The organism is Paraburkholderia sp. GAS38 (assembly GCF_050434965.1).
GTDB lineage: Bacteria > Pseudomonadota > Gammaproteobacteria > Burkholderiales > Burkholderiaceae > Paraburkholderia > Paraburkholderia phenazinium_A.
The window spans coordinates 277,309-297,879 of the sequence record NZ_JBNDJO010000011.1 but is presented as its reverse complement, the minus strand read 5'-3'; the positions used below and the strand labels follow the sequence as shown (position 1 = coordinate 297,879).

Below are 20,571 nucleotides of genomic sequence, written 5' to 3'. Positions count from 1 at the left end.
TGGTCAAGGCGGATTCGCGTGTTCTCGCCGTACCCGGAGGGTGGACTGGATGAGCTGACGTACCGGCGGGTTGGGGATGATGCGGGTGGGGATCGGTATGTGCTGCGCGATGCGAATAACAATGTGATTGCGCTGACCGATGCGAACCAGCAGAGCCAGACGCAGTACAGGTACCAGTCGTACGGGGTGACGACGCTGGCGGGTGCCGCGGATGTGAATTCGCAGCAGTACACCGGGCGGGAGAATGATGGGACGGGGGCGTATTACTATCGGAACCGGTATTACAGTCCGGCCATAGCAAGATTCATCAGTGAGGATCCGGTTGGCTGGGCGAGTGGGCAGACGAATGCGTATGCTTACGTGGGCGGGAACCCGGTGCAGTTCACGGATCCTACCGGTGAAGCTGGCATTACCTTCGGGCATGGAGCGCGGCACCTTGCGGACACGGGGCTTTCGGCACAGTGTGTTGAAGGTGCGATATCTGCGCAGGTACAGCCACTGCTGCCGCAAACCAGTATCGGCGCTGGCTTTTGGGGAACACTAGTTGTTGGTGGCACCCGAATCCAGTATCGAGGGATGCCTATCGACGGCGGCTTACATATAGGAACATATTTCCCATGGTGACCCTTGGTTATCGAGAGCCTGCAGCGCACGAGCGAAAACTGATGGATTTACTCGTTGCTCCCGATTTCCCGGGGGTAGTGCAGATTCGGGAGCAGCTAAGGTCGTGCAATGTGCGAGAGCTCGATGATGAAGGTAGTCTTGGCTTGCAGATACAAAACGCTGTAACTGCATCGGTCATTACGAGGGTGCCGGTTGAACTATATGCGCCGGATATGGATGGTTTCGACGTGCATATTCTGCTGCATGTGGTCGATGGGATATGCCAGGAGATCGAAATCTATAAGGACGCTCCCGGACCCATAAGGAAACTGCCAGAGAGATGGAATTACTTTGTGCCATCGTCTGACGGCTCGAATCCTTGAGATTGCCGATGCATGACAGAAGGGCCGCGTTCGCGGCCCTTCTGTATTTAAAGCGGTGTAATGATGAGCCGCTGGTACTCGACGGTGATACGCACGCGTGATCCGGGTTCAAAGCCGGCGGTCTCGATCCATCGCCCCGAGAGCTTCATCCACGGAAAAGTGGCCGGCTCCTTGCGCATATGGAAGGGCAGGCGTGCCGGTTTCTGATAGCGCCAGGATTCCTGGATGGTGACAGACCGTTCGGTGACGGGTGGCGGTGGTGCTTTATGATCAGTCTTAGCCATGATCAACTCCCTGTATGAGCTGGTGGTGGTCAGCGGGTCGTATGGGTTGCCGCCCATGCGGCCCGCGCTTTTACTGCGTAACTTCTCCTTCCTGCTTCTAGCGGCTTGCGCCGGAGCCGCGCCGTGCGGCTGTCTTCTTGGCTGCTGGTGCCGGCCTTGCTGAATCCCACGCGGTAACGCCGGCCATGCGCCTGTTATCGCGTAACGACCCTGAAGTCACACTCGTTTTGAGATACGAATCAATCGAGAATCGCGTCTGGAAAAATTCTCTGCTGGTGAAGTCGATACGCGGCAAAGCCTTGCCGGCTAAGGGGAAGCGGCCCATGTGAGGGCGGATTCGCGTCGGGACGTTTGTTTACTATCGGAACCGGTATTACAGTCCGCAAACCGGGAGATTCATCAGTGAAGACCCGACCGGCTGGGCGAGTGGGCAGACGAACGCGTATGCTTACGTCAACGGCAATCCGGTTCAGTTGTCTGATCCGTTCGGATTGCAGGGGGTGCCGTTCCCATACACGCCGGTTCCCGGAGCGGTGCCGGGCGGGGGCGGACAGGATGTGCCTCCCGGAGTCGCGAAGCCATGGGGGCCACGGGGCCTCAACGACTGGTGGAACAACACCTTTGGTCCGATATTTAGCCGGCCAGATGGTGCCATTGATGCTATTCGTGGTGCCAAGGATTGGGGGCGCAAGAACGGAGTTAATCCTAATGAAGCTGTCGACAGATTTCACGACATAAAGAAGGGTAACCGCAATCGTCCCGGCTCCAAAGCAAAAGACGATTGCTCGGTGAATCCGGATACCGGGGAGGTGTTTGACGGTACGGGTGAGCACATTGGAGATTTAGGCGATGGGCATTAATTCGTGAGAAATATTTGATGCGTATGTTTCTGACTTTGCGTATCCGAGGGGACCACCTAAATCCAGACGAAGTTACACGGATTCTCGGTGTGTCTCCCCATGCGTCGTGGCGCAAAGGTGACAGGCACGTCACTCGCTCAAATAAGGAGGTGGTCAGAAGGTACGGTGTTTGGGATTGGGCAAGCAAAGACGAGTCCGAAGCGCTAACTGTCGATGGTCACGTGGCGCGCCTGAGGAGTACCTTCCAGCATGCCATTGAACGCCTCCCGCAGTTGCCTGATGTAGAAAGTGCATGGATTGATTTGCATGTCGTAGTGGGGGATGAGGATGAGGCTGTTTCGAACCTTTCGTTCCTGATGGGTACCGAAGCGATATCCACTCTATCGGGCATTGGGCTGCCCATGGAGGTGACGGTCGACATTCTGCCTCCGCGGGAGGAGATGCTGGAGGCCAAGGCGGTCTAAGAATCGCTGGCGCGCGTCAATCCGGCATGACTGGGGGCGTAAGGAGAATGGCGATCCCTCGCGCGGAGATCCCGTCCCTATTCATGGTCCGTGGCAACCGAAATGATGGACGGAAAAATGGATATCGGTAATGTTTCCTACAACGACTTCTCCCTGCACGATGCAGAAATAGTCTCAATTGGCATGGATCGAGGTACCTCGGTATACAGGATCGGCTTGTTGCGTGTGACGGGACAACTTTGCACAGTCGAGTTATTCGGCGTTAAAGCATTTCGCGCCGAAGACTTCGTGTTGCAAAACGTAGTAAGCCGAGTGCTAAGGTCCACCGCACGACAATTTTCGACGGAGGAGATCGATTACTGGGTGACTTGGGCTACCAGCTTTTCCGACACCGACTCCTGGTTGAAACCTGACTCTAAACACCATTGGTTAGCGGACTTCAATGATGGGAGGCTGGAGCTAGTTCTTTTCGAGCCATCGATCGGGGCGCAGATTGCCGTGGTCTGCAATCGGCTGCTATTTCGACCGTCCGCGTCTGAACACGCTCGGGCAGATAGCGCCTAGTCCAGAAGGACTCCAAAGCGCTGCCCCTCGAATTGGTGGATTTGGAGTTTGGGCTACCTATGGTCAATCGAGGAGCGAAGGGAGAGTTCGCGTCGCGAGCTTCCACTCGAGAAAATACTCGCTGACGCGGCAGCGGGCGTCGGTGACACGTCATTCAAATACACGCGCTTCGGCAAATACGCGACTGTGGACGAACTGAAAGTAGTCTGGCTTCGTTTGATCAACGAAAGCGATGAGAAGGTCTGCTTGCGACTGCTGTGGGTTTTCCGCGCAGCAATGCTACCGGAATTGCATCCTGCGATATGGAAGCTGGCGGAATCAGATCACGACAAGGTTCGCGCCGCAGCAATTACTGCACTTGCACAGTGCCACGATCCGAGCGTGGGCAATTTCGCGCGCGCGGCCCTGCGTTCTGCGCGATCCGCGAAGGCCGTATCGGACGGTATGGAAACGCTCGTAAAACACTATCGCAATGAAGACGCCCTTCTCGTGAGATCTGCGTTGTCAGGCATTTCCGCGAGTGATGGCGAGGCTCATGCGATCGGCTTCAGCATTGCGAGAATGTGCCGTGAGAACGAGTCTTGCGATCTCCTGGAAGCGCTCATTGGGGATTATGAAAATAATCCTTGTACGCTGTGCCGATGTGGAACGGTAAGCATGATGAGCGAAAGAGGCGTGCTGGCGCCTGCAATCATTTCGGAGTGCTTGCACGACGCGGACCCGGACATTCGGAAACTGGCTCAGGAAGCGGCGTCGAGCTGAAAGGCGTATCAGGACGTGCTTCTCCCAGCCAGGAACGGGGCATACGAACTCACGCAGCCGCATCTGCTGTTTCCACCTGCAGGAACCGTGAGCACCCCACGTTACCCACGCCACTAACTCGCCAACTGTGGCGGCTCCGCGTGCCCTTTCAACAACGCCGCGCTCTCATCCGCCTCGATCAGCACAAAGCCCGACACGTCCTGCTTCGCCCGCCGCTTGGCCAGCGCCGCCACCGACGCAATTTCCTCGCTGCTATACAGCGTCGGACCGCCGTCGGATTCGACGTGCACACAGCCAATCGCCATCGTGACAAAGCCGAAGAAGGTCGGATTGCCGCGCCGGTCTTCACCGTGAATGCCGCCGGCCAGGCGGTCGTCGGGCGCGTAGAAGCGTTGTGCGCCTTCGTTGAACACATGAATCGCACGCAGTACACGCTCCTGCCAGTCGTCGCTCTGGAACAGGATCAGGAAATCGTCGCCGCCCACGTGGCCAAGGAAGTCGCGCGTCGGATCGCACACGTCGGCGAGCACCGCCGCCGCGAATTTGAGGACTTCGTCGCCTTGCCAGTAGCCGTACTGGTCGTTGAAGGGCTTGAAGTGATTCAGATCGACGTAGCAGGCGTAGAACCCGGCGTCGTTGCCGAGCAGGCGCGAGATGTGCGAACTGATCGGAATGTTGCCGGGCAGGAAGGTCAGCGGATTCGCGTAGCGCGCCGCTTCGATGCGTACCTCGGTGACCGCGCGCACGAGTTTCTCGCCGGTGCCGAGGCCCGCATATTTGCCGTTGTCGGTGATCACGAAACCGTCCGCCAGGTAGCGCTGGTCGTCGCTGGCTAGCAGCTTGGCCATCTGCTCGACGGTCATCGATTTTTCGATGATCACCGGCGACGCATTCGCAAACAGCAGGCAGGGCCGCTTACCGAACAGCTCGCGGTGATACGGCAGGGCATAGCGGTCCATGAAGCTGCGCCGGTTGATCAGCGCGACCGGCTCGTCGTGTTCGACCACAGCCACCGCGTGCAGGTCGGGCAAGCGGTTGAACAGTTCGAGCACGTCGTTGTTGGTGGCGTGGCGCTGCAAGGCCGGCGCATGCACCAGCATCTTCGCGGAGGCCATGCCGCCCGACGGCGAAGCGCCGCCCGAGCGGGTGGTTTCCGGGAACACCGCGATATGGCCGGCGCGGATCGCCTGGCGTGCGTCGTCGGCGACCATGCGCGCGGGCTGTGCGTTGGGGCGGCCGAAAAAATAGCCTTGCCCGCAGCCAATTCCCATGTCGCGCACGACGATCAGGTCCGCTTCGTTTTCGATCCCTTCCGCCACGAGTTTCGCGCCGCTCGCGTTGGCGAAGTGCTGCATCGCGCGCACGGCTTCGAACTTCAGCGGGTCGCTCGCGATGTCGTGAATAAAGAAGCGGTCGATCTTCACGACGTCCGGTTGCAGCCGCACCCACAGGTTCATGCTGGCGTTCGCGGTGCCGTAGTCGTCCAGGGCGAATTGCGCGCCGGCGGTGCGCAGCGTCGCGAGCACTGGCAGGAAGCTGCCGACGTCGGGAATCGCGCTTTGCTCGGTCAACTCGATCACGATCCGCCCGGGTTCGATGCCAGCGTGCCGCAGTACGGCGAGCGTGTCATCCGAGGCATCCGCGATTTGCCGCAGCGCGCCCGCGCTGAAGTTGAGGAACAGCTGGCCCTCGCACGCGAGGCGCGCGAAGGCCTCGATGCAGGTGCGCGCGGCAGCCCGCTCCAGCGCAATGACGCAACCCTCGGCGTTCGCCTGGGCGAACAGCGCGAAGGGAGTCTCGAGCGGAGAGCCCGCCGGCCCGCGAATCAGCCCCTCATAGCCGAGAATCGCTCCGTCGTCGAAATCGACAATGGGTTGGAATACGGCGGACAAATCACGCCGGGCGATCAAATCCTCGATGCTGGGCGCTCCGTATCGAGGGGGCGAGCGAAGTGGCATGGCAGTGGGCCAAAACGGTGGACCGTCAGCTTATCGGCAGCGCCGCGGATAAATTAAGTGAATCTTTGGTGACATCTCACGGGTAAGCCCTTCACCTTGGCCTATGCCATCAGGCCAGGGCGACGGCGCGCGCGTTTAGGCGTGAAATAACGAAAAAGCCGCTCGACGGCGGCTTTCTTCAAACAGGCTCAGGGAGGAGCTTATGAATCTCTTGTTCGACTCGTACAGCAATGCGCTAGCGGCGCGCAACCGCAGCCGCGGGGCGTTCCTCTGCGGCGGCGTGGCTTTCGCCACTGGTGTCGCGCGCGCCCCAGCGTTGCGCGAGCGCGGCGCACACCATCAGCTGGATCTGATGAAACAGCATCAGCGGCAGTACGACAGCTCCCACCGCGTGCGAGGCGAAGATGACCTTCGCCATGGGCACGCCGGCGGCGAGGCTCTTCTTCGAGCCGCAGAAGATGATGGTGATCTGGTCCGCGCGGTTGAAGCCGAGCCGCTTGCTGGTGAACATCGTGACGGTCAGCGCGAGCGCCAGCAACACGACATTGATCAACACCAGACCGCCCAGCGCGCCAAGCGACGTATGACGCCACAGGCCCTCGTTGACGGCTTCGCTGAACGCGCCGTACACCACGAGCAGGATCGAGCCCTGGTCCACGAACTTCAGCACGCCGCGGTTGCGTTCGATCCATTTGCCGATCACCGGCCGCAACAACTGTCCGGCCACGAACGGCACCAGCAACTGCAGCACGATGTTCCAGACGGTATGCCAGGCGGACGTGCCGCCGGCTGCCTGATTCGTGACCACCAGACTGACGAGCGCCGGCGTGATGAAGATGCCGAGCAGGCTCGACGCCGACGCGCTGCAGACGGCGGCAGGCACGTTGCCTTTGGCAATCGAAGTGAACGCGATGGACGACTGGACCGTCGATGGCAGCGTACAGAGGAAGAGGACGCCGGCGTAGAGCGCAGGCGTGACAAGGGGCGAAAGCAGCGGTTTGAGCGCGAGCCCGAGCAGTGGAAACAGCGCAAACGTGCTCAGCAGAACGACGAGATGCAGGCGCCAGTGCGTCGCGCCCGCCACGATCGCTTCGCGCGAAAGCTTGGCGCCGTGCAGGAAAAACAGCAGGCCGACGGCGATATTCGTCAACCAGTTGAAGCCGACGGCCGCCTGCCCATGCACCGGCAGCAGGCTGGCGAGGACCACCGTGCAGACAAGGCACAACGTGAAGTTATCGGGAAGCAGTTTCGGGCGAGCCATTTCGGAATCTCAATACGGGTAAGGCGGAAATGCAAAAACGCGTGCGCACTGGCACGGGCCGTTTGCTGTAAGGGGAGGGTCCATTAGTAATGGAAAGTGATTAAAAATGCAAATTCATTTGCGGAATCGATTGATGCGGGTAGTGCATGTGAGGGACTCGCAACCACCGCGCCGGATGGTCGCAGCAGGGTGGTCGGTATTGCGTAACGAAGGCCATGGAACCCTCTCCGTTTGAGTGCCGCGTGCGTCCTTTTCCGGGCGTTTTCTACCGACGGAATCCGGCCCTTTGGGACGGTCGTTTGGGCCGTCCGACGAGGCAATCTGGAAGCCCCAACATGGCCCTCACGCAAGGCCTTTGTCGTGAAAAAACGTCGCAGTAACACGGTGTTACAAGGCAGTGTCGGGCCTAACACTTTTTGGCTCGACACCCCTCGGAGCGACCCATAAATTACTGATCAAAGGCCAATGGGATGCATCCGCCTCGGAAAGACCGACGCGGTTCGCAAATCCTGGAACAAGTCTCGCCGCAGCTCGAACGGCAGGCTTCAGGCGGGTCTTCGAGCAGGTGAATCATGGTGGACGCAGGTTTGGCGAAAACAAGGCGGTGGGTTCTGGGCGCGGTCCTGACTGCGCTCTGTTCGCTCGCCTACGCGAGAGCGCCCCAGATGCCGCATGGCGGCGGTCAGGGCGGTGGTTTCGCTCGCGCCGGCGTCCCGCACGATGCACGCAATGCCAATGCCCGTGCAGAACGCGGCGCGCCTGTTGACCGCAATGTCCGGCTCGCGCATGGCGCGGGCGATGTCCGCGGCGGCTACAACGCGCCGCAACCGCAGCGGGTGGCCGGCGGCGGTTATCGCGGCGACAGCCGCGCCGATCCGCGCAACGGCTTCCAGTACGCCGGATCCATTACTACCGTGAGCGCCGAGACGCGCTCGGTGCCGCGTCCGCCGGAAGACGAGTCGATGGTGCGTGCGGGCTCGATCCGCGCCGACGTGGCCCGCTACAACGAGGAGCGCGGGGCGACGCGTCCCGTCCCCCGCCCGCCGGACGAGTACATGGGGCGGCCACCGGCGCCCACCCCCTACCGCAATTAACCTTATCCCGGCGTGTTCAACGTATCCTCGCCTGCGTCGCGGTGAGGCTTTCAGCCTTCGAACGTCGTACTGACCCAGCCTGAGTCAACCGGCGCACTGCCGCGTTCTGCGGTCGTCACTACCCTTTCCCGTAGCTTTCAATCCGTCAGCCAGCCTTCGCGCCGGCCGCTGTCGCTGATCCCATCCAAATAAGTGACGTATGCACGCCACACTTTCGTGACAACGCCCTACGTCGCCTCCCTCCTGATCGTCAAATTTCGTGTCTTTGCCCGTAATCGGTCATCGGCGCGGCGCCTGAGCCGTTATCCGTCTTTGCGCAGCAGTCCTGGCGGGCCTCACAGCCCGTTATTAGGGACGTGATACGGGGGTGCCGGCGAAAGGCCACCGTGCTTTAGCAGTCCGATAAACGACAAAACTAATCAGACCGATATACCGGCAATAACAACCCATATTTTTGTCCACAAAAATGGTCCGCAAAGATGGTCTCGCCCAGATTAGCTCGGTGATCTAACGGACGACCAAGAAACCGTTGGCGCGAGCTCCCCGCCGCACAGCCATACCCCCTTTTGACAAAGACAGGAGAACCCATGAATACAAACTACCGCCGTGCGCTCAAAACAACTCTCAAGGCCAGCGTGGTCGCCGGCCTTCTGGCGGGTGCATCGACGGCGTTCGCACAATCGAGCGTGCAACTGTACGGTCAGGTCGACGAATGGGTCGGCGTGCAGAAATTCCCGGACGGCAAAAGCGCAGCGGAGGTGTCCGGCGGCGGTATGTCGACGTCCTACTGGGGTATGAAGGGAGCGGAGGATCTGGGCGGCGGCTACAAGGCGATCTTCACGCTCGAAGGCTTCTTCCTGGCGCAGAACGGCCAGTACGGCCGCTTCACGGGCGATACGATGTTCTCGCGTAACGCCTATGTGGGTATCGAATCGCCATACGGCACGGTGACGGCCGGACGCCTGACGACACCGCTGTTCGTGTCGACCATCCTGTTCAACCCGTTCGTCGACTCGTACGAATTCTCGCCGATGGTATGGCACACGTACCTCGGCCTCGGCACGTTCCCGACCTACACGACCGATCAGGGCGTGGTCGGCGATTCCGGCTGGAACAACGCGGTGGAGTATTCGTCGCCGAACTTCAACGGCTTGAGCGCCAACGTGATGTACGCGCTCGGCAATACGGCCGGGGATAACGGCGCGAAGAAGTGGAGCGCCCAGTTCCTGTACTTCCATGGCCCGTTCGCCTTGACCGGTGTGTACCAGTACGTGAACTTCAACAACAATCCGGGCGACCTCACCGGCCTCGCGCAGAGCGTCGGCCTGCCGGACATGAAGAGCCAGAGCGTGGCCCAGTTCGGCGCCACCTTCGACCTGAAGTTCATCAAGTTCTACGGTCAGTACATGTACACGTACAACGACCAGACCACAGGCAGCTGGCATGTGAACACCGCCCAGGGCGGCGTCACGGTGCCGGCCGGCCCCGGCACGATCATGGCTTCGTACGCGTACTCGCGCGACGGCAGCGGCCTGGACCAGACGCGTGAGACGGCGGCGCTCGGCTATGACTATCCGCTCTCCAAGCGCACGGACGTCTACGCGGCTTATATGTACGACCACTACACCAGCCAGACCTCGGGCAACACGTACGGTGTGGGTATCCGCACGAAGTTCTGAGCATCCTCGAACCTGAAGCGGCCCGGCCCGGTGTTCTCTTGAGCGCATCCCCGGCTGCGACGCGTTGTGCTTCGCAAACCCCGCCTTCGTGAGAAGGCGGGGTTTGTCGTTTCTGGAAACGGAAAGGGGCGATAAGACTGGTTTGCTCACACTGCTTTGATAAAGACGGCAAAATGGCGTCGATTGATTCCTCGCACGAGCGATTGCCATGGATACCTTGGTCAGCATGAAAGTGTTTCGCCACGTCGTCGAAGTGGGGAGCTTCGTCGGCGCGGCCGAGCGCATGGAGATGTCCGCGGCGATGGCGAGCAAGCACGTGATGCATCTGGAGCAGCAGCTCGGTGCGCGGCTCCTGAACCGCACCACCCGGCGCGTCGCGCCCACCGAGGCGGGTCGTGAGTATTACGAACGGCTGAGCCAGGTGCTGACCGAACTCGACGAAGCGGAACAGGCGGTCGGCGCCGCGAGCGTCGTGCCGCAGGGGAGGCTGCGGGTGTCGTCGCTGTCGGCGTTTGGCCTGAGCCGTGTGATGAGCGCGGTGGCCGACTACGCGGCGCAGTATCCGCAGGTCACGGTGGAAATCACGTTGTCCGATCGCGTTGTCGAACTGATCGACGAGGGGTTCGACGTCGCGATTCGCGCCTCGCCGTCGGGCTTGAAGTCGTCGTCGCTGATTGCGCGGCAGATTGCGACGGCGCACCTGGTGCTGTGCGCGTCGCCCGACTACTTGCGCCGCCATGGCACGCCCACCCGCATTGCCGATCTGTCGCGCCACAATTATCTGCAGTACGCGGGCGTCGCTGCGCCGGAACTCGGCCCTTCAGGCGCGGAAGGCGGGCCGCGTGTGCGGCTGTCCGGCAACCTGATCGTCAATCACCTGGAGGCGCAACGGGTCATCGTGCTGCAAGGCGCCGGGATTGCGATGCTTGGCACGGAAGTGATCGGCGACGATCTCGCCGCGGGCCGGCTGGTGCCGCTGCTCGTCGACCAGGTGCCGCCGCGCGAGTTGCCGATTCATGTCGTGTATGCGAGCCGGCGTCACCTGTCGGCGAAGGTACGCTCGTTCGTCGATTTTCTGGCTGAGCGATTCGCAGACGAGACGTTGTGGCCGTCGCTCGAGCAGATCAAGGCGCTGGCAGTGAGCTAGGCGGACGGGCGTCCGCCGGTATAGAGGCTTGAATGCGTGCCGCTGCGTCGAGCAAGAGCCGGTGTCGGGCGCTTTGTAAATGAAACGACTCACGGCCCCCAAAGGAGCCGTGCGTTGTTCGCGAGGATCAGCGTGCGATCCCGAGCCGCGCCTTCGCTTCGTTGTATTCCTTCTTCAGACGCTCGACCAGTTCGGCGACGCTCGGCACGTCGTCCATCAGGCCCACGCCCTGGCCTGCGCCCCAGATGTCTTTCCACGCCTTGGCCTTGTCGCTGGCGAAGTTCATTGCGGTCTTGTCCGATTCCGGCAGCGCATCCGGGTCTAGCCCGGCGTTGAGGATGCTTTCGCGGATGTAGTTGCCGTGCACGCCCGTGAACAGGTTCGTGTAGATGATGTCCGAGGCGCTCGAGTTGACGATTGCGTGCTTGTAGCTTTCCACCGCGTGCGCTTCCTGGGTCGCGATAAAACGCGTGCCCATGTACGCGAGGTCCGCGCCCATCGCCTGCGCAGCGAGGATCGAGCCGCCGTTGGCAATCGCGCCGGACAGAATGATCGGGCCGTCGAAAATCTTCCGCACTTCGCCGACCAGCGCGAACGGCGAGGTCGTGCCGGCATGGCCGCCCGCGCCGGCCGCCACCAGGATCAGCCCGTCCACACCCGCTTCCAGCGCCTTCTGAGCATGACGGATGTTGATCACGTCGTGCAGCACGATGCCGCCGTAGCTGTGGACCGCGTCGACGATCTCCCTGGCCGGCGCGCGCAGGCTGGTGATGAAAATCGGCACCTTGTGTTCGACGCACACCCGCACGTCATGCTCGAGCCGCGCATTCGACTGATGAACGATCTGGTTGACGGCGATCGGGCCGATCACCGCATCCGGATGGGCGGCCTTGTGTTCGGCGAGCGATGCCTGGATCTGCGTGAGCCATTCGTCGAGCAGCTCCGCCGGCCGCGCATTGAGCGCGGGGAACGAGCCGACGATACCGGCCTTGCACTGGGCCAGTACGAGGTCCGGATAGCTGACGATGAACATCGGCGAGGCAACAACGGGCAGCGCGAGCTGCTGCAGGACGGCGGGCAATGCCATGGTGCGAGTCTCCTGTAAAGCGGACCGGTGCGCATCAAACGCCCGGCGTATGTGAAGTGTAGCGGGACAAACCGCGGCGCGACGCCAGGCTGGGCATCTCGTCCGGTTGGTCCGTCGGGGCGATTCGAATTTAAGAACGATCGTTCGATTATAGGCGAATGACTGTCCGTCTGCAGGGGCCAGACAGTTGGAAGGAGTGTTCAGGTTCTACGGTTACGTGACCTAACCCACCCCGTACGGACACACAGCGCTCCTACAATGCTTTGACGAACAACGACAAGAGACTCGCTATGCCCTTCGAGGATTTCACGCCCTTTCGCGTCGCCGCGGGCGACGTCGATATTTTCGGGGTCAAGGGCGGGGCAGGACCGCCTCTCTTACTGCTGCACGGCCATCCGCAAACGCATCTGATCTGGCATCGGTGCGCGGCGCAGCTCGCGAAGCATTTCACGGTCATCGCCACCGATCTGCGCGGCTATGGCGCCTCGGCGCGGCCGGAGAGCGACGCGACCCACACACCCTATTCGAAACGGGCGATGGCGGCCGACCAGGTCGCCGTGATGCGCCACTTCGGCTACGACCGCTTTCTGGTCTGCGCCCACGACCGCGGCGCACGGGTGGCGCACCGGATGGCGCTCGATCACCCGGACGCCGTCGAGCGTCTGATGCTGCTCGACATCGCGCCGACGCTCGCCATGTACGAAGCCACCGACCGCACCTTCGCCACGCTGTATTTCCACTGGTTCTTGCTGATCCAGCCGGAACCGTTGCCGGAGACGCTGATCGGCGCGAACCCGGATGTCTACGTGGACCGCGTGATGGGCAGCCGCCACGCCGGGTTGACGCCGTTTGCACCGGAGGCGCTCGATGCCTATCGCAGCGCCTTGCGGCAACCGGGGGCGGTCCATGCGATGTGCGAGGACTACCGCGCGTCGGCGACGATCGATCTCGAGCACGATCGCGCCGATATCGAACGTGGTCACAAGATCGGCTGTCCGCTGCGGATCCTGTGGGGCGAGGAAGGGGTGATCGAGAAGTGCTTCGAGCCGCTCGCCGAATGGCGCCATGTCGCGCGGGATGTCAGCGGCCGGGCGTTGCCGTGCGGGCACTACATTCCGGAGGAGGTGCCTGCGGAACTGGTCACCGAGATGCTGGCCTTCTTCGAGACCGTCGAGCAGTAAAGCCTGGGCTGCGCAGAGCGCAGCCCATTCCGCTGGGCCAACGCGGACTCGGCAGGGTCTCGCGAAGCAGCGCGTAGAAGATCAGCCCAGCGGCGGCAGCCGTCGCGCGACCGGCGTCGACTTGACGATGGCGGTACTGGTCTCCGCACGTTCCGTCACCTTCGAGAGGATCTCGTCGAGCTGCTCGATCGAATGCAGGTACAGGCGGCAGATGAAGCAATCGTCGCCTGTCACCTTGTCGCATTCCACAAACTCCGGGATGCGGCGGATCACGTCTTCCACCAGATGCAACTGCCCGGGCAACGGCTTCACGCGCACGATGGCCTGCAGCGTGTAGCCGAGCGCGCGAGGATCGATCTGCACGGTGAAGCGTTCGATCACGCCCTGCGTTTCGAGCCGGCGCAAACGCTCGGCCGTGCTCGGCGCCGACAGGCCGACGAGCCGCGCCAGTTCGCTGACCGGCTGGCGTGCATCTTCGGCGAGCGCGGCCAGCAGGGCCCGATCGGTGTCGTCGAGCGCAGCGGGCGGGCTGGCCGGCGCGAGGCGTTTTGCCATGATGGCCTTCGATTATTAGGTCGATGAACCTGAGGGCCTCAGTTTAGCCATGTATTCGGCGATCTGGATTAAATACACTGCCTTCAATGCGGTGATCAATCCTGGGAGGACCGAAAGATGGCTACCAACGAAGTGAGACGCGGCGCGGCCGAGATGAGCGTCGCCATGCTGATGTCGGGGACGATCGGCTGGCTGGTCGTCTCGTCGCAGCAGAGCGCGCTCAACGTGGTGTTTTTTCGCTGCGTGTTCGGCGGCGCTACCTTGATGCTGGTGTGCGCCGCGCTCGGGTTGTTCCGGCGCAGCCTGTTCTCCTGGCGCGTGCTGGGGCTGGCGGCGCTCGGCGGCGCGGCGATCGTCCTCAACTGGGTGCTGCTGTTCGCGGCGTATTCGCGCGCGTCCATTTCGATGGCCACGGCCGTCTACAACACGCAGCCGTTCATGCTGGTGGCGCTCGGTGCGCTGGTGTTCCGCGAACGCGTCACGGCGTCCACCGTCGCGTGGCTGCTGGTGGCGTTCGTCGGGCTGGTGTTTGTCGTGCGCGTCGAGCCGGCGGTGCTCGCGGTGCCGGGGCAGTACCTCGAAGGGATCGCCTATGCGGTCGGCGCGGCGGCCATGTACGCAGTGTCGTCGATCATCACCAAGCATCTCAAAGGCACGCCGCCGCATCTGATCGCGCTGATCCAGGTCGGCCTCGGCGTGCTGATGCTCGCGCCGTTTGTGCGCTTCGACGCATTGCCCACCACCGGCGCGCATTGGCTCGAGCTCGTCACGCTCGGGGTGGTCAATACCGGCATCATGTATGTGCTGCTCTACGGCGCGATCCAGAAGCTGCCTACCGCGATGACCGGCGCGTTGTCGTTCATCTATCCGGTTGTCGCGATCATCGTCGACCGGGTGGCGTTTGGGCAGAAACTCGCCTGGGTGCAGGTGCTCGGCGCGGTGCTGATCCTGCTTGCCGCTGCGGGCGTCAATCTCGGTTGGCGGGTGGTGCCGCAGCGCCGATATTCGTCTACGTGACATGCGTGTGAATTCGCGCCACGTCAGAGTGTCAAGCTTTTGTAGGGAAATCACCGATGCGATCAAAAATGCCGCCCGGGTATGATTTCCTCAGACGATGATCACGTCGACCGAATTCCGCCGCTCGCCATTCATGGCGAGCGGTTTTTTTTTGCGCCAGGATTTTAGTGGGCGCCGATTCACCGCGCGTCGATACGCCGGGCGTCGATACGCTCGCCGTCCACCGTCAACGGTCCGCCGTTCGACGCCAGCTCTTCGATCAACCCCCGCAACAGCGCCGGCCAGGCATCGCGCGGCTTGAGCATCGCCGCGGCGGCGCGCATGACGGCGGCGGCGTCGAGCATGCGCAGCAGCGCGTCGAAGCTCATGGTGCGCACTTCGAGCAGCTTGAACACAATCAGCACTTTCAGCGCATTCTTCGCGTTGCGCGCCGGATCGGCGCGCAACCAGGCCACGCGCGAAAAGGCCCGCTCAAGCGCCAGCGAAACGTTCGTGAACGGCGCGCCATGACCGGGGATGACGGTACGCACGTCGAGCTTCGCAATCGCTTCCAGCACGGCCTGTTCTTCCGCGAAACCGCTTTCGCCTTCGAGTTCCGGAAAGATCACACCGAAGCCGTTTTCCCACAGCGCGTCCGCGCTGATCAGCACGCGCTCTTCCGCGCAATAGAGCATCAGCGAGTGCGGGTCGTGGCCTGGTGCGCCAAGCACTTGCCAGTCGAGCGCGCCGAGCGTGAGGTGGTCGCCTGGGGCAAGCGTCTCGGTAAACGTAAAACGCTCGCAGGTCTGGCCGGTGCCGCGATAGCTCAAGTGCGCCTCGTCCCAGTTACGTATCGCTGCGGCCTCTGATGCGGGAATCGCGGTACGGCAAGGCCATGCCGCCTGAAGCAGCGCATTGCCGCCGCAGTGGTCCGAGTGCAGATGGGTGTTGACGATCAGATCGAGCGGCCGCTCGCCGAGCGCCGCCTGCAACAGGGCGAGGGTTTGCGGCGCGTGGCTCGCGTAGCCGGTGTCGACTATCGTGGCGCACGCGTCGTCGACCAGCAGCACATTGTTCGACGACAACCAGCCGCGTTCGAAGACCTGGATGGACTCGGGCAGGCTCATGATGGCTTCGGCTCCGTCGCTGATGCGCGTGCGGAATCCTCACAGGACTCCTGAGCAGACTCCTGCGTGGGCTTCGGCATCACGAGGATCGTCGAAGCGCCGAGCAGCACCGTCTCACCGTGCTGGTTGACGACCGAACCGTCGAGCTGCGTCAGATCGCCGTTCAGGCTCGGCTTCCACCATGCATCGCGCACGCGCCACGTCATGGTCAGCGTGTCTTGCGCGTGGACCGCCTTCTTCAGCTTGATATCGAACTCGAGACCGAGCGGCTGGGCGTACTGCGAAAAGTGCGTCGCCAATAGCGCCATGAAATGCGCGGTAGGCTGCGTCCCCGAGGCGATCAAGCCGCCGAAGCGGCTTTGCGCGGCATAAGCGTCGTCGTGATGCAGCGGGTTGAGATCGTTGACCAGCGTCGCGAACGCTTTGACGGAGTCCACGGACAGCGTGAGCGTGCTGCCGAAGCTTTCCCCAATCGTCACGACGCGCGGCGCCACCTTCATCTCGCCGTCTGCCGGTTGTGCGCCATCCACTGCGCGTGGCGGGCGTCGAGCGTGTCCCAGACGGCGCGCTTCTGAGTATCGTCGTAGGACGACCAGCCGCGAATTTCGTCGATGGTGCGCAGACACCCCTCACACCAACCGCTCGCCTTGTCCATCCGGCACACGTTGATACACGGCGACGGCACCGGCGCGACCGCGTCTTGTGCTTCCACCGTCGTGGTCGCCGCGGTCATACGGTTTCTCGCAGCGCGACGTCGGCGACCGGCGCGCCGGTCAGCGCAACCAGTTCCTGCGGCGACAGATTGAAGACCGCATGCGGATGCCCGGCTGCAGCCCACAGGCTATCGAGCGCGAGCAGATCCGCGTCGATCAGCGTGACGGGCGGCGTGGCATGACCGATCGGGCACACACCGCCGATCGCGTAGCCGGTTTTCTCGCGCACGAATTTGGCGTCCGCACGCGCGATTTCGCCGACCTGCGCCGCGACCTTCTTTTCGTCGACGCGATTCGCACCGCTTGCGACCACCAGCACCGGCGCGTCGTCTTCGCGCCGGCGAAACAGGATCGATTTGGCGATTTGCGCGACCTCGCAGCCGAGGCCTGCTGCTGCCTCAGCGGAAGTCTTGCCGGTCTCCGGCAGCATCACGATCTGCCCGGCGTGGCCGCGCTCGCGCAGCAGTAACGCGACGCGTCGTGCCGAATCCGGCAGCGTGCTGAGATCGCCGGCAGGTTGGGAAGAAGCGTTGTCCGTCATAAAGCGCGTTCCAGTGGATATGGGTTAGACGCACGAGCCTTGTTCGCTGCGTGCTTTCGCGAGGAGAGCCTTGCCGGCTCGCGAGACATTGGGCTTGCCGATCGAACTCGAAATGAAATCGCCGATCGCGACGACCTGCGCGAGATCGATGCCGGTCTCGATGCCGAGGCCGTTCAGCAGATACAGCACGTCTTCGGTCGCGACGTTGCCGGTGGCACCCTTGGCATACGGGCAGCCGCCGAGTCCCGCGACTGACGCATGAAAAATCTCGATGCCTTCCTGCAGTGCGGCATAGATGTTGGCGAGGGCCTGGCCGTAGGTGTCGTGGAAGTGTCCCGAGAGTTGCTCGCGCGGAAACACCTGGGTGACGGCGGCGAACACTTCGCGGGTGCGCTTGGGCGTACCCACGCCGATCGTATCGGCGATATCGATCTCGTCGCAGCCTAGCGCCGCAAAACGCTCGACCACGTCGACCACCGACGCCACCGGCACGTCACCCTGATAAGGACAGCCAAGCGCACAGGAAACGCTGCCGCGAATCCGCAGGCCATGCTCCTTGGCGGCCTGCGTCACTGGTTCGAAGCGCGCAATGCTTTCAGCGATGCTGCAGTTGATGTTCTTCTGCGAGAAGGCTTCGCTGGCGGCGCCGAAGATCACAATCTCGTCGGCTCGCGCGGCGATTGCGCCTTCGAAGCCGCGCAGATTCGGCGTCAGTACCGAGTAGAGCGTGCCGGGTCGGCGCTCGATGCCGGCCATCACCTCGGCGCCGTCGGCCATCTGCGGTACCCACTTCGGCGAGACGAACGAGGCGGATTCGACATTGCGAAAGCCCGCCGCGGACAGGCGATTGATCAGTTCGATCTTGACGGCGGTCGGCACGAAGTCTTTTTCGTTCTGCAGACCGTCGCGTGGACCAACTTCGACGATCTTGACGGCTTGGGGCAAGGCCATGATGAGTCTCCTCTGTTGACCGGAGTTCGCGCTTTAGCGCGTTACTCCGGTCCCATGCAATGAGCCCGCGCGAGGCGGTGCTGTCTCAGGTGTTCAATATCCGCGAGCAATATCGACCACGCCGCTCACCGCTTCGCCACGCATCAGCGCGGCGATTTTCTGTGCGACCTGGGCGACGCTCTCTTCGCGCAAGGTCTGCGCCGAGCTATGCGGGGTAATCGTGATGCGAGGTTCCTGCCAGAACAGATGATCGACCGGCAACGGTTCTTCGCGAAACACGTCGAGCGTGGCAGCGGCAATCTGACCGTCGGCGAGCGCTTCGAGCAGATCCTGCTCGACCAGATGCGCGCCGCGCGCGACGTTGATCAGATACGCCCCGCGTGCGAGCTTCGAGAACGTGCGGCGGTTCAGTACGTCGTGCGTATCCGGTGTGTGCGGCAGCAGGTTGACCAGCACCTTGACGCCGCTGAGAAACGCTTCGAATTGCGCTTCGCCGGCGAAGGTGGTCACGCCGTCGATCTGCCGTGCGCTGCGGCTATAGCCGCGCACCGGCATGCCGAACGGCACAAGTGCGCGCGCCACATGCGTGCCGAGCACGCCGAGGCCCAGCACACCGACCGTGAAGGTGTCGCGCGGATGCGGGTCGAGCACTTTCCAGCGGCGTTGCGCTTGCAGGCTTTCGTATTCGTCGAAGCGGCGCAGATAGCGCAGCACGGCGTGCGTCACGTATTCGGCCATCTGCGGCGCCATGCCGGAGTCTTCGAGACGCACGAGTTGCGCGCTGCGCGGCAGGGTGCCGGGATGGGCGCGTTCGAGCGCAAGAATGGCATCGACGCCTGCGCCGAGATTGAAGATGGCGCGCAGCCCGGCGCGTTCCGCGAGCATCTCGCGCGGCGGCCGCCAGACGATGGCGAACTCGGCTGGGGCGGTATCGCCCGCTTGCCACTCGCGCAGCTCGGCTTCCGGCAGCGCGCGGGTGAAATCGTGCAGCCAGGTGGCGGCGTCGTTCTGGGGTGTGTAGAAGAGAATTTTCATGCGATCGGCTCGGGGCAGACGTTACTTGGCGAAGAGCCGGCTGATGTCCTTGAAGGCCTTGAACTCGAGCGCGTTGCCGCATGGGTCGAGGAAGAACATGGTGGCCTGCTCGCCCACTTCGCCTTTGAAGCGGATATGCGGTTCGATGATGAACGCGGTGCCGGCCGTCTTCAGCCTGGCGGCGAGGGCATTCCAGTCGTCCATGGTCAGCACGACGCCGAAATGGCGCACCGGTACGTTGTCGCCGTCCACGGCATTGACGCTGGCCCGGCCGGTTTCGTCGGGCGCGAGGTGCGCGACCAACTGGTGGCCGAAGAAGTCGAAATCGACCCATTCCGGCGAGCTGCGGCCCTCGGGGCAGCCCAGCAGGTCGCCATAGAAGGCGCGCGCGTTGTCCAGGCTGGTGACAGGAAATGCCAGATGAAACGGCTGCAACGCGCGTGGCTGGGCAGACGACGCTTGCGACATGGGGCCTCCTCCGTTTTACGAATAGGCTTCATTCTACTTTTTCGACGGCAATCGCGCGCAGTTTGGCACGGGCGTGCGGTTGGGCGGGATGCGGCGGGGTGCAGGGACGCGCGGCGAGGCGCTGCGACGCGCGGGGGAGGACTGGTCCGGCGGCGGGACGGCTGTCCAATAAGCAAATGAGAAAAAGTTGGTTCGCGCCCGCAGGCCCGCATTTCACAATAGGTTTCCGGATTCCGGCAGCGAGGACAATCATGCAATCATGCAGCAAATCCACATGGCCGCCGCGGCTCGTGACTGTCCCGGGCCTGCACGGTAGCGAAGGCGCGCATTGGCAGACGTGGCTCGAACGGCAGTTCGCCCGCTCGTTGCGCGTCGAGCAGGCCGATTGGGACGCACCGGATCTGGCGGGCTGGGCGCGCTCGGTGCGGGAACTGCTGGCGCGCGAGCGTGGGCCGTTCGTGCTGGCGGCGCACAGCTTCGGTTGCCTCGCGACGGCGCATGCGTTGCAGCAGGCTTCGTATGTGGGAGAGGTCGTGGGCGTGTTGTTCGTGGCGCCGGCCAGCCCCGCAAAATTTACCTTCGCGGGTCCGTTCGAGGCGCGGCGTCTGGGCGTGCCCTCGATCCTGATCGGCAGCGAGACCGATCCGTGGATGCCGCTAGCCGGCGCGCGCGAATTGGCGCAACGCTTCGGCAGCGCGTTCGTGAATCTCGGCGACGCAGGACATATCAATACCGCGGCAGGGTTTGGGCCCTGGCCGCGGGCCAAGTACTTCATCGATACGCTGGTGCATTGCGCCGCGCCGCTGCGGTTCCGCGAGGAGGAGGCGCTGGAGCTGGCGGGGCATGCGGTGGTGTGAG

At 62.7% G+C, this 20,571-nt stretch carries 24 protein-coding genes; 12 read left to right on the top strand and 12 right to left on the bottom strand.

Translation table 11 applies throughout. The annotated features are described in order from the left end of the window. Both P3T42_RS25120 and P3T42_RS25115 read left to right on the top strand, forming a co-directional pair. Positions 1 to 624 (top strand): RHS repeat-associated core domain-containing protein (locus P3T42_RS25120; protein WP_429307529.1); only part of this gene is annotated, 624 nt, incomplete at its 5' end. Beyond that, positions 618 to 986 (top strand): DUF6984 family protein, encoded by a 369-nt coding sequence (locus P3T42_RS25115; protein ID WP_429307528.1) that lies wholly within the window; start codon positions 618 to 620, stop codon positions 984 to 986. The genes P3T42_RS25120 and P3T42_RS25115, both read left to right, overlap by 7 nt. 47 nt (positions 987 to 1,033) lie before the next feature. Here P3T42_RS25115 and P3T42_RS25110 read toward each other — a convergent pair whose 3' ends face one another. Continuing rightward, on the bottom strand, positions 1,034 to 1,270 hold the full coding sequence (locus P3T42_RS25110; protein WP_429307527.1) for a SymE family type I addiction module toxin: 237 nt from the start codon (positions 1,268 to 1,270) through the stop codon (positions 1,034 to 1,036). Between the two features lie 335 nt (positions 1,271 to 1,605). Between P3T42_RS25110 and P3T42_RS25105 the strand changes: the two genes are divergently transcribed. From P3T42_RS25105 to P3T42_RS25090, 4 genes are all read left to right on the top strand, one after another. Further along, the gene (locus P3T42_RS25105) at positions 1,606 to 2,130 is read left to right on the top strand and encodes an RHS repeat-associated core domain-containing protein (RefSeq protein WP_429307537.1); all 525 of its coding nucleotides are present in this window, start codon (positions 1,606 to 1,608) and stop codon (positions 2,128 to 2,130) included. Between the two features lie 17 nt (positions 2,131 to 2,147). Further along, positions 2,148 to 2,594, top strand: coding sequence for a DUF4279 domain-containing protein (locus P3T42_RS25100; RefSeq protein WP_074300755.1), 447 nt, complete (start codon positions 2,148 to 2,150; stop codon positions 2,592 to 2,594). Positions 2,595 to 2,711: 117 nt separating this feature from the next. Next, positions 2,712 to 3,158, top strand: coding sequence for a hypothetical protein (locus P3T42_RS25095; protein WP_143788487.1), 447 nt, complete (start codon positions 2,712 to 2,714; stop codon positions 3,156 to 3,158). Between the two features lie 48 nt (positions 3,159 to 3,206). Continuing rightward, positions 3,207 to 3,920, top strand: a complete 714-nt coding sequence (locus tag P3T42_RS25090) for a hypothetical protein (RefSeq protein WP_429307526.1) — start codon at positions 3,207 to 3,209, stop codon at positions 3,918 to 3,920. A gap of 113 nt (positions 3,921 to 4,033) precedes the next feature. Here P3T42_RS25090 and P3T42_RS25085 read toward each other — a convergent pair whose 3' ends face one another. Continuing rightward, a complete protein-coding gene (locus P3T42_RS25085) occupies positions 4,034 to 5,878 on the bottom strand; it encodes an EAL domain-containing protein (protein ID WP_429307525.1) in 1,845 nt (614 codons plus the stop codon). Positions 5,879 to 6,113: 235 nt separating this feature from the next. Continuing rightward, complete coding sequence (locus P3T42_RS25080) at positions 6,114 to 7,139, bottom strand: bile acid:sodium symporter family protein (protein ID WP_074300998.1); 1,026 nt, start codon at positions 7,137 to 7,139, stop codon at positions 6,114 to 6,116. Between the two features lie 572 nt (positions 7,140 to 7,711). Here P3T42_RS25080 and P3T42_RS25075 point away from each other — a divergent pair. From P3T42_RS25075 to P3T42_RS25065, 3 genes are all read left to right on the top strand, one after another. Next, complete coding sequence (locus P3T42_RS25075) at positions 7,712 to 8,233, top strand: hypothetical protein (protein ID WP_429307524.1); 522 nt, start codon at positions 7,712 to 7,714, stop codon at positions 8,231 to 8,233. A gap of 587 nt (positions 8,234 to 8,820) precedes the next feature. Continuing rightward, complete coding sequence (locus tag P3T42_RS25070) at positions 8,821 to 9,912, top strand: porin (RefSeq protein ID WP_074300996.1); 1,092 nt, start codon at positions 8,821 to 8,823, stop codon at positions 9,910 to 9,912. 208 nt (positions 9,913 to 10,120) lie between these two features. Then, complete coding sequence (locus P3T42_RS25065; RefSeq protein WP_074300995.1) at positions 10,121 to 11,059, top strand: LysR family transcriptional regulator; 939 nt, start codon at positions 10,121 to 10,123, stop codon at positions 11,057 to 11,059. Positions 11,060 to 11,186: 127 nt separating this feature from the next. On the opposite strand, the gene P3T42_RS25060 is transcribed toward P3T42_RS25065, so the two are convergent. Continuing rightward, positions 11,187 to 12,146 carry an NAD(P)H-dependent flavin oxidoreductase gene (locus tag P3T42_RS25060; protein WP_074300994.1) on the bottom strand — a complete coding sequence of 320 codons (960 nt, stop codon included), beginning with the start codon at positions 12,144 to 12,146 and terminating at the stop codon, positions 11,187 to 11,189. A gap of 290 nt (positions 12,147 to 12,436) precedes the next feature. Here P3T42_RS25060 and P3T42_RS25055 point away from each other — a divergent pair, with 290 nt between their 5' ends. After that, a complete protein-coding gene (locus P3T42_RS25055) occupies positions 12,437 to 13,327 on the top strand; it encodes an alpha/beta fold hydrolase (RefSeq protein WP_429307523.1) in 891 nt (296 codons plus the stop codon). An 81-nt stretch (positions 13,328 to 13,408) separates the two neighbouring features. On the opposite strand, the gene P3T42_RS25050 is transcribed toward P3T42_RS25055, so the two are convergent. Continuing rightward, positions 13,409 to 13,882, bottom strand: a complete 474-nt coding sequence (locus tag P3T42_RS25050) for an Lrp/AsnC family transcriptional regulator (protein WP_074300992.1) — start codon at positions 13,880 to 13,882, stop codon at positions 13,409 to 13,411. Positions 13,883 to 13,999: 117 nt separating this feature from the next. Here P3T42_RS25050 and P3T42_RS25045 point away from each other — a divergent pair, with 117 nt between their 5' ends. Next, the gene (locus P3T42_RS25045; RefSeq protein WP_074300991.1) at positions 14,000 to 14,899 is read left to right on the top strand and encodes a DMT family transporter; all 900 of its coding nucleotides are present in this window, start codon (positions 14,000 to 14,002) and stop codon (positions 14,897 to 14,899) included. A gap of 179 nt (positions 14,900 to 15,078) precedes the next feature. Here the strand turns inward: P3T42_RS25045 and P3T42_RS25040 are convergent, their stop codons facing one another. The 7 genes from P3T42_RS25040 to P3T42_RS25010 all read right to left on the bottom strand — a co-directional run bounded on the left by P3T42_RS25040 (position 15,079) and on the right by P3T42_RS25010 (position 19,713). Then, positions 15,079 to 16,008, bottom strand: a complete 930-nt coding sequence (locus tag P3T42_RS25040) for an MBL fold metallo-hydrolase (protein ID WP_429307536.1) — start codon at positions 16,006 to 16,008, stop codon at positions 15,079 to 15,081. After that, on the bottom strand, positions 16,002 to 16,505 hold the full coding sequence (locus P3T42_RS25035; protein ID WP_074300989.1) for a MaoC family dehydratase: 504 nt from the start codon (positions 16,503 to 16,505) through the stop codon (positions 16,002 to 16,004). Before P3T42_RS25035 ends, P3T42_RS25040 begins: the two co-directional genes overlap by 7 nt. Beyond that, entirely contained in the window at positions 16,502 to 16,738 is a 237-nt protein-coding gene (locus tag P3T42_RS25030) for a DUF1289 domain-containing protein (protein WP_074300988.1), read from the bottom strand. Before P3T42_RS25030 ends, P3T42_RS25035 begins: the two co-directional genes overlap by 4 nt. Beyond that, the gene (locus P3T42_RS25025) at positions 16,735 to 17,259 is read right to left on the bottom strand and encodes a YbaK/EbsC family protein (protein WP_429307522.1); all 525 of its coding nucleotides are present in this window, start codon (positions 17,257 to 17,259) and stop codon (positions 16,735 to 16,737) included. Before P3T42_RS25025 ends, P3T42_RS25030 begins: the two co-directional genes overlap by 4 nt. Positions 17,260 to 17,283: 24 nt before the next feature. Next, a complete protein-coding gene (locus tag P3T42_RS25020) occupies positions 17,284 to 18,210 on the bottom strand; it encodes a hydroxymethylglutaryl-CoA lyase (RefSeq protein WP_074300986.1) in 927 nt (308 codons plus the stop codon). A gap of 93 nt (positions 18,211 to 18,303) precedes the next feature. After that, a complete protein-coding gene (locus P3T42_RS25015; protein WP_429307521.1) occupies positions 18,304 to 19,245 on the bottom strand; it encodes a 2-hydroxyacid dehydrogenase in 942 nt (313 codons plus the stop codon). 21 nt (positions 19,246 to 19,266) lie between these two features. Then, the gene (locus tag P3T42_RS25010) at positions 19,267 to 19,713 is read right to left on the bottom strand and encodes a VOC family protein (protein ID WP_429307520.1); all 447 of its coding nucleotides are present in this window, start codon (positions 19,711 to 19,713) and stop codon (positions 19,267 to 19,269) included. 251 nt (positions 19,714 to 19,964) lie between these two features. On the opposite strand from P3T42_RS25010, the gene P3T42_RS25005 reads away from it, so the two are divergent. Next, a complete protein-coding gene (locus P3T42_RS25005; protein WP_074300983.1) occupies positions 19,965 to 20,570 on the top strand; it encodes an RBBP9/YdeN family alpha/beta hydrolase in 606 nt (201 codons plus the stop codon). Position 20,571 lies beyond the last annotated feature (1 nt).

Coding starts and splice junctions, on each gene's coding strand:
- P3T42_RS25080 (WP_074300998.1), bottom strand. CDS start 7,139: ATGGCTCGCCCGAAACTGCTTCCCGATAACTTCACGTTGTGCCTTGTC.
- P3T42_RS25025 (WP_429307522.1), bottom strand. CDS start 17,259: ATGACGGACAACGCTTCTTCCCAACCTGCCGGCGATCTCAGCACGCTG.
- P3T42_RS25095 (WP_143788487.1), top strand. CDS start 2,712: ATGGATATCGGTAATGTTTCCTACAACGACTTCTCCCTGCACGATGCA.
- P3T42_RS25020 (WP_074300986.1), bottom strand. CDS start 18,210: ATGGCCTTGCCCCAAGCCGTCAAGATCGTCGAAGTTGGTCCACGCGAC.
- P3T42_RS25065 (WP_074300995.1), top strand. CDS start 10,121: ATGGATACCTTGGTCAGCATGAAAGTGTTTCGCCACGTCGTCGAAGTG.
- P3T42_RS25085 (WP_429307525.1), bottom strand. CDS start 5,878: ATGCCACTTCGCTCGCCCCCTCGATACGGAGCGCCCAGCATCGAGGAT.
- P3T42_RS25035 (WP_074300989.1), bottom strand. CDS start 16,505: ATGAAGGTGGCGCCGCGCGTCGTGACGATTGGGGAAAGCTTCGGCAGC.
- P3T42_RS25075 (WP_429307524.1), top strand. CDS start 7,712: ATGGTGGACGCAGGTTTGGCGAAAACAAGGCGGTGGGTTCTGGGCGCG.
- P3T42_RS25045 (WP_074300991.1), top strand. CDS start 14,000: ATGGCTACCAACGAAGTGAGACGCGGCGCGGCCGAGATGAGCGTCGCC.
- P3T42_RS25030 (WP_074300988.1), bottom strand. CDS start 16,738: ATGACCGCGGCGACCACGACGGTGGAAGCACAAGACGCGGTCGCGCCG.
- P3T42_RS25060 (WP_074300994.1), bottom strand. CDS start 12,146: ATGGCATTGCCCGCCGTCCTGCAGCAGCTCGCGCTGCCCGTTGTTGCC.
- P3T42_RS25070 (WP_074300996.1), top strand. CDS start 8,821: ATGAATACAAACTACCGCCGTGCGCTCAAAACAACTCTCAAGGCCAGC.
- P3T42_RS25110 (WP_429307527.1), bottom strand. CDS start 1,270: ATGGCTAAGACTGATCATAAAGCACCACCGCCACCCGTCACCGAACGG.
- P3T42_RS25005 (WP_074300983.1), top strand. CDS start 19,965: ATGCAATCATGCAGCAAATCCACATGGCCGCCGCGGCTCGTGACTGTC.
- P3T42_RS25115 (WP_429307528.1), top strand. CDS start 618: ATGGTGACCCTTGGTTATCGAGAGCCTGCAGCGCACGAGCGAAAACTG.
- P3T42_RS25100 (WP_074300755.1), top strand. CDS start 2,148: ATGCGTATGTTTCTGACTTTGCGTATCCGAGGGGACCACCTAAATCCA.
- P3T42_RS25015 (WP_429307521.1), bottom strand. CDS start 19,245: ATGAAAATTCTCTTCTACACACCCCAGAACGACGCCGCCACCTGGCTG.
- P3T42_RS25010 (WP_429307520.1), bottom strand. CDS start 19,713: ATGTCGCAAGCGTCGTCTGCCCAGCCACGCGCGTTGCAGCCGTTTCAT.
- P3T42_RS25050 (WP_074300992.1), bottom strand. CDS start 13,882: ATGGCAAAACGCCTCGCGCCGGCCAGCCCGCCCGCTGCGCTCGACGAC.
- P3T42_RS25055 (WP_429307523.1), top strand. CDS start 12,437: ATGCCCTTCGAGGATTTCACGCCCTTTCGCGTCGCCGCGGGCGACGTC.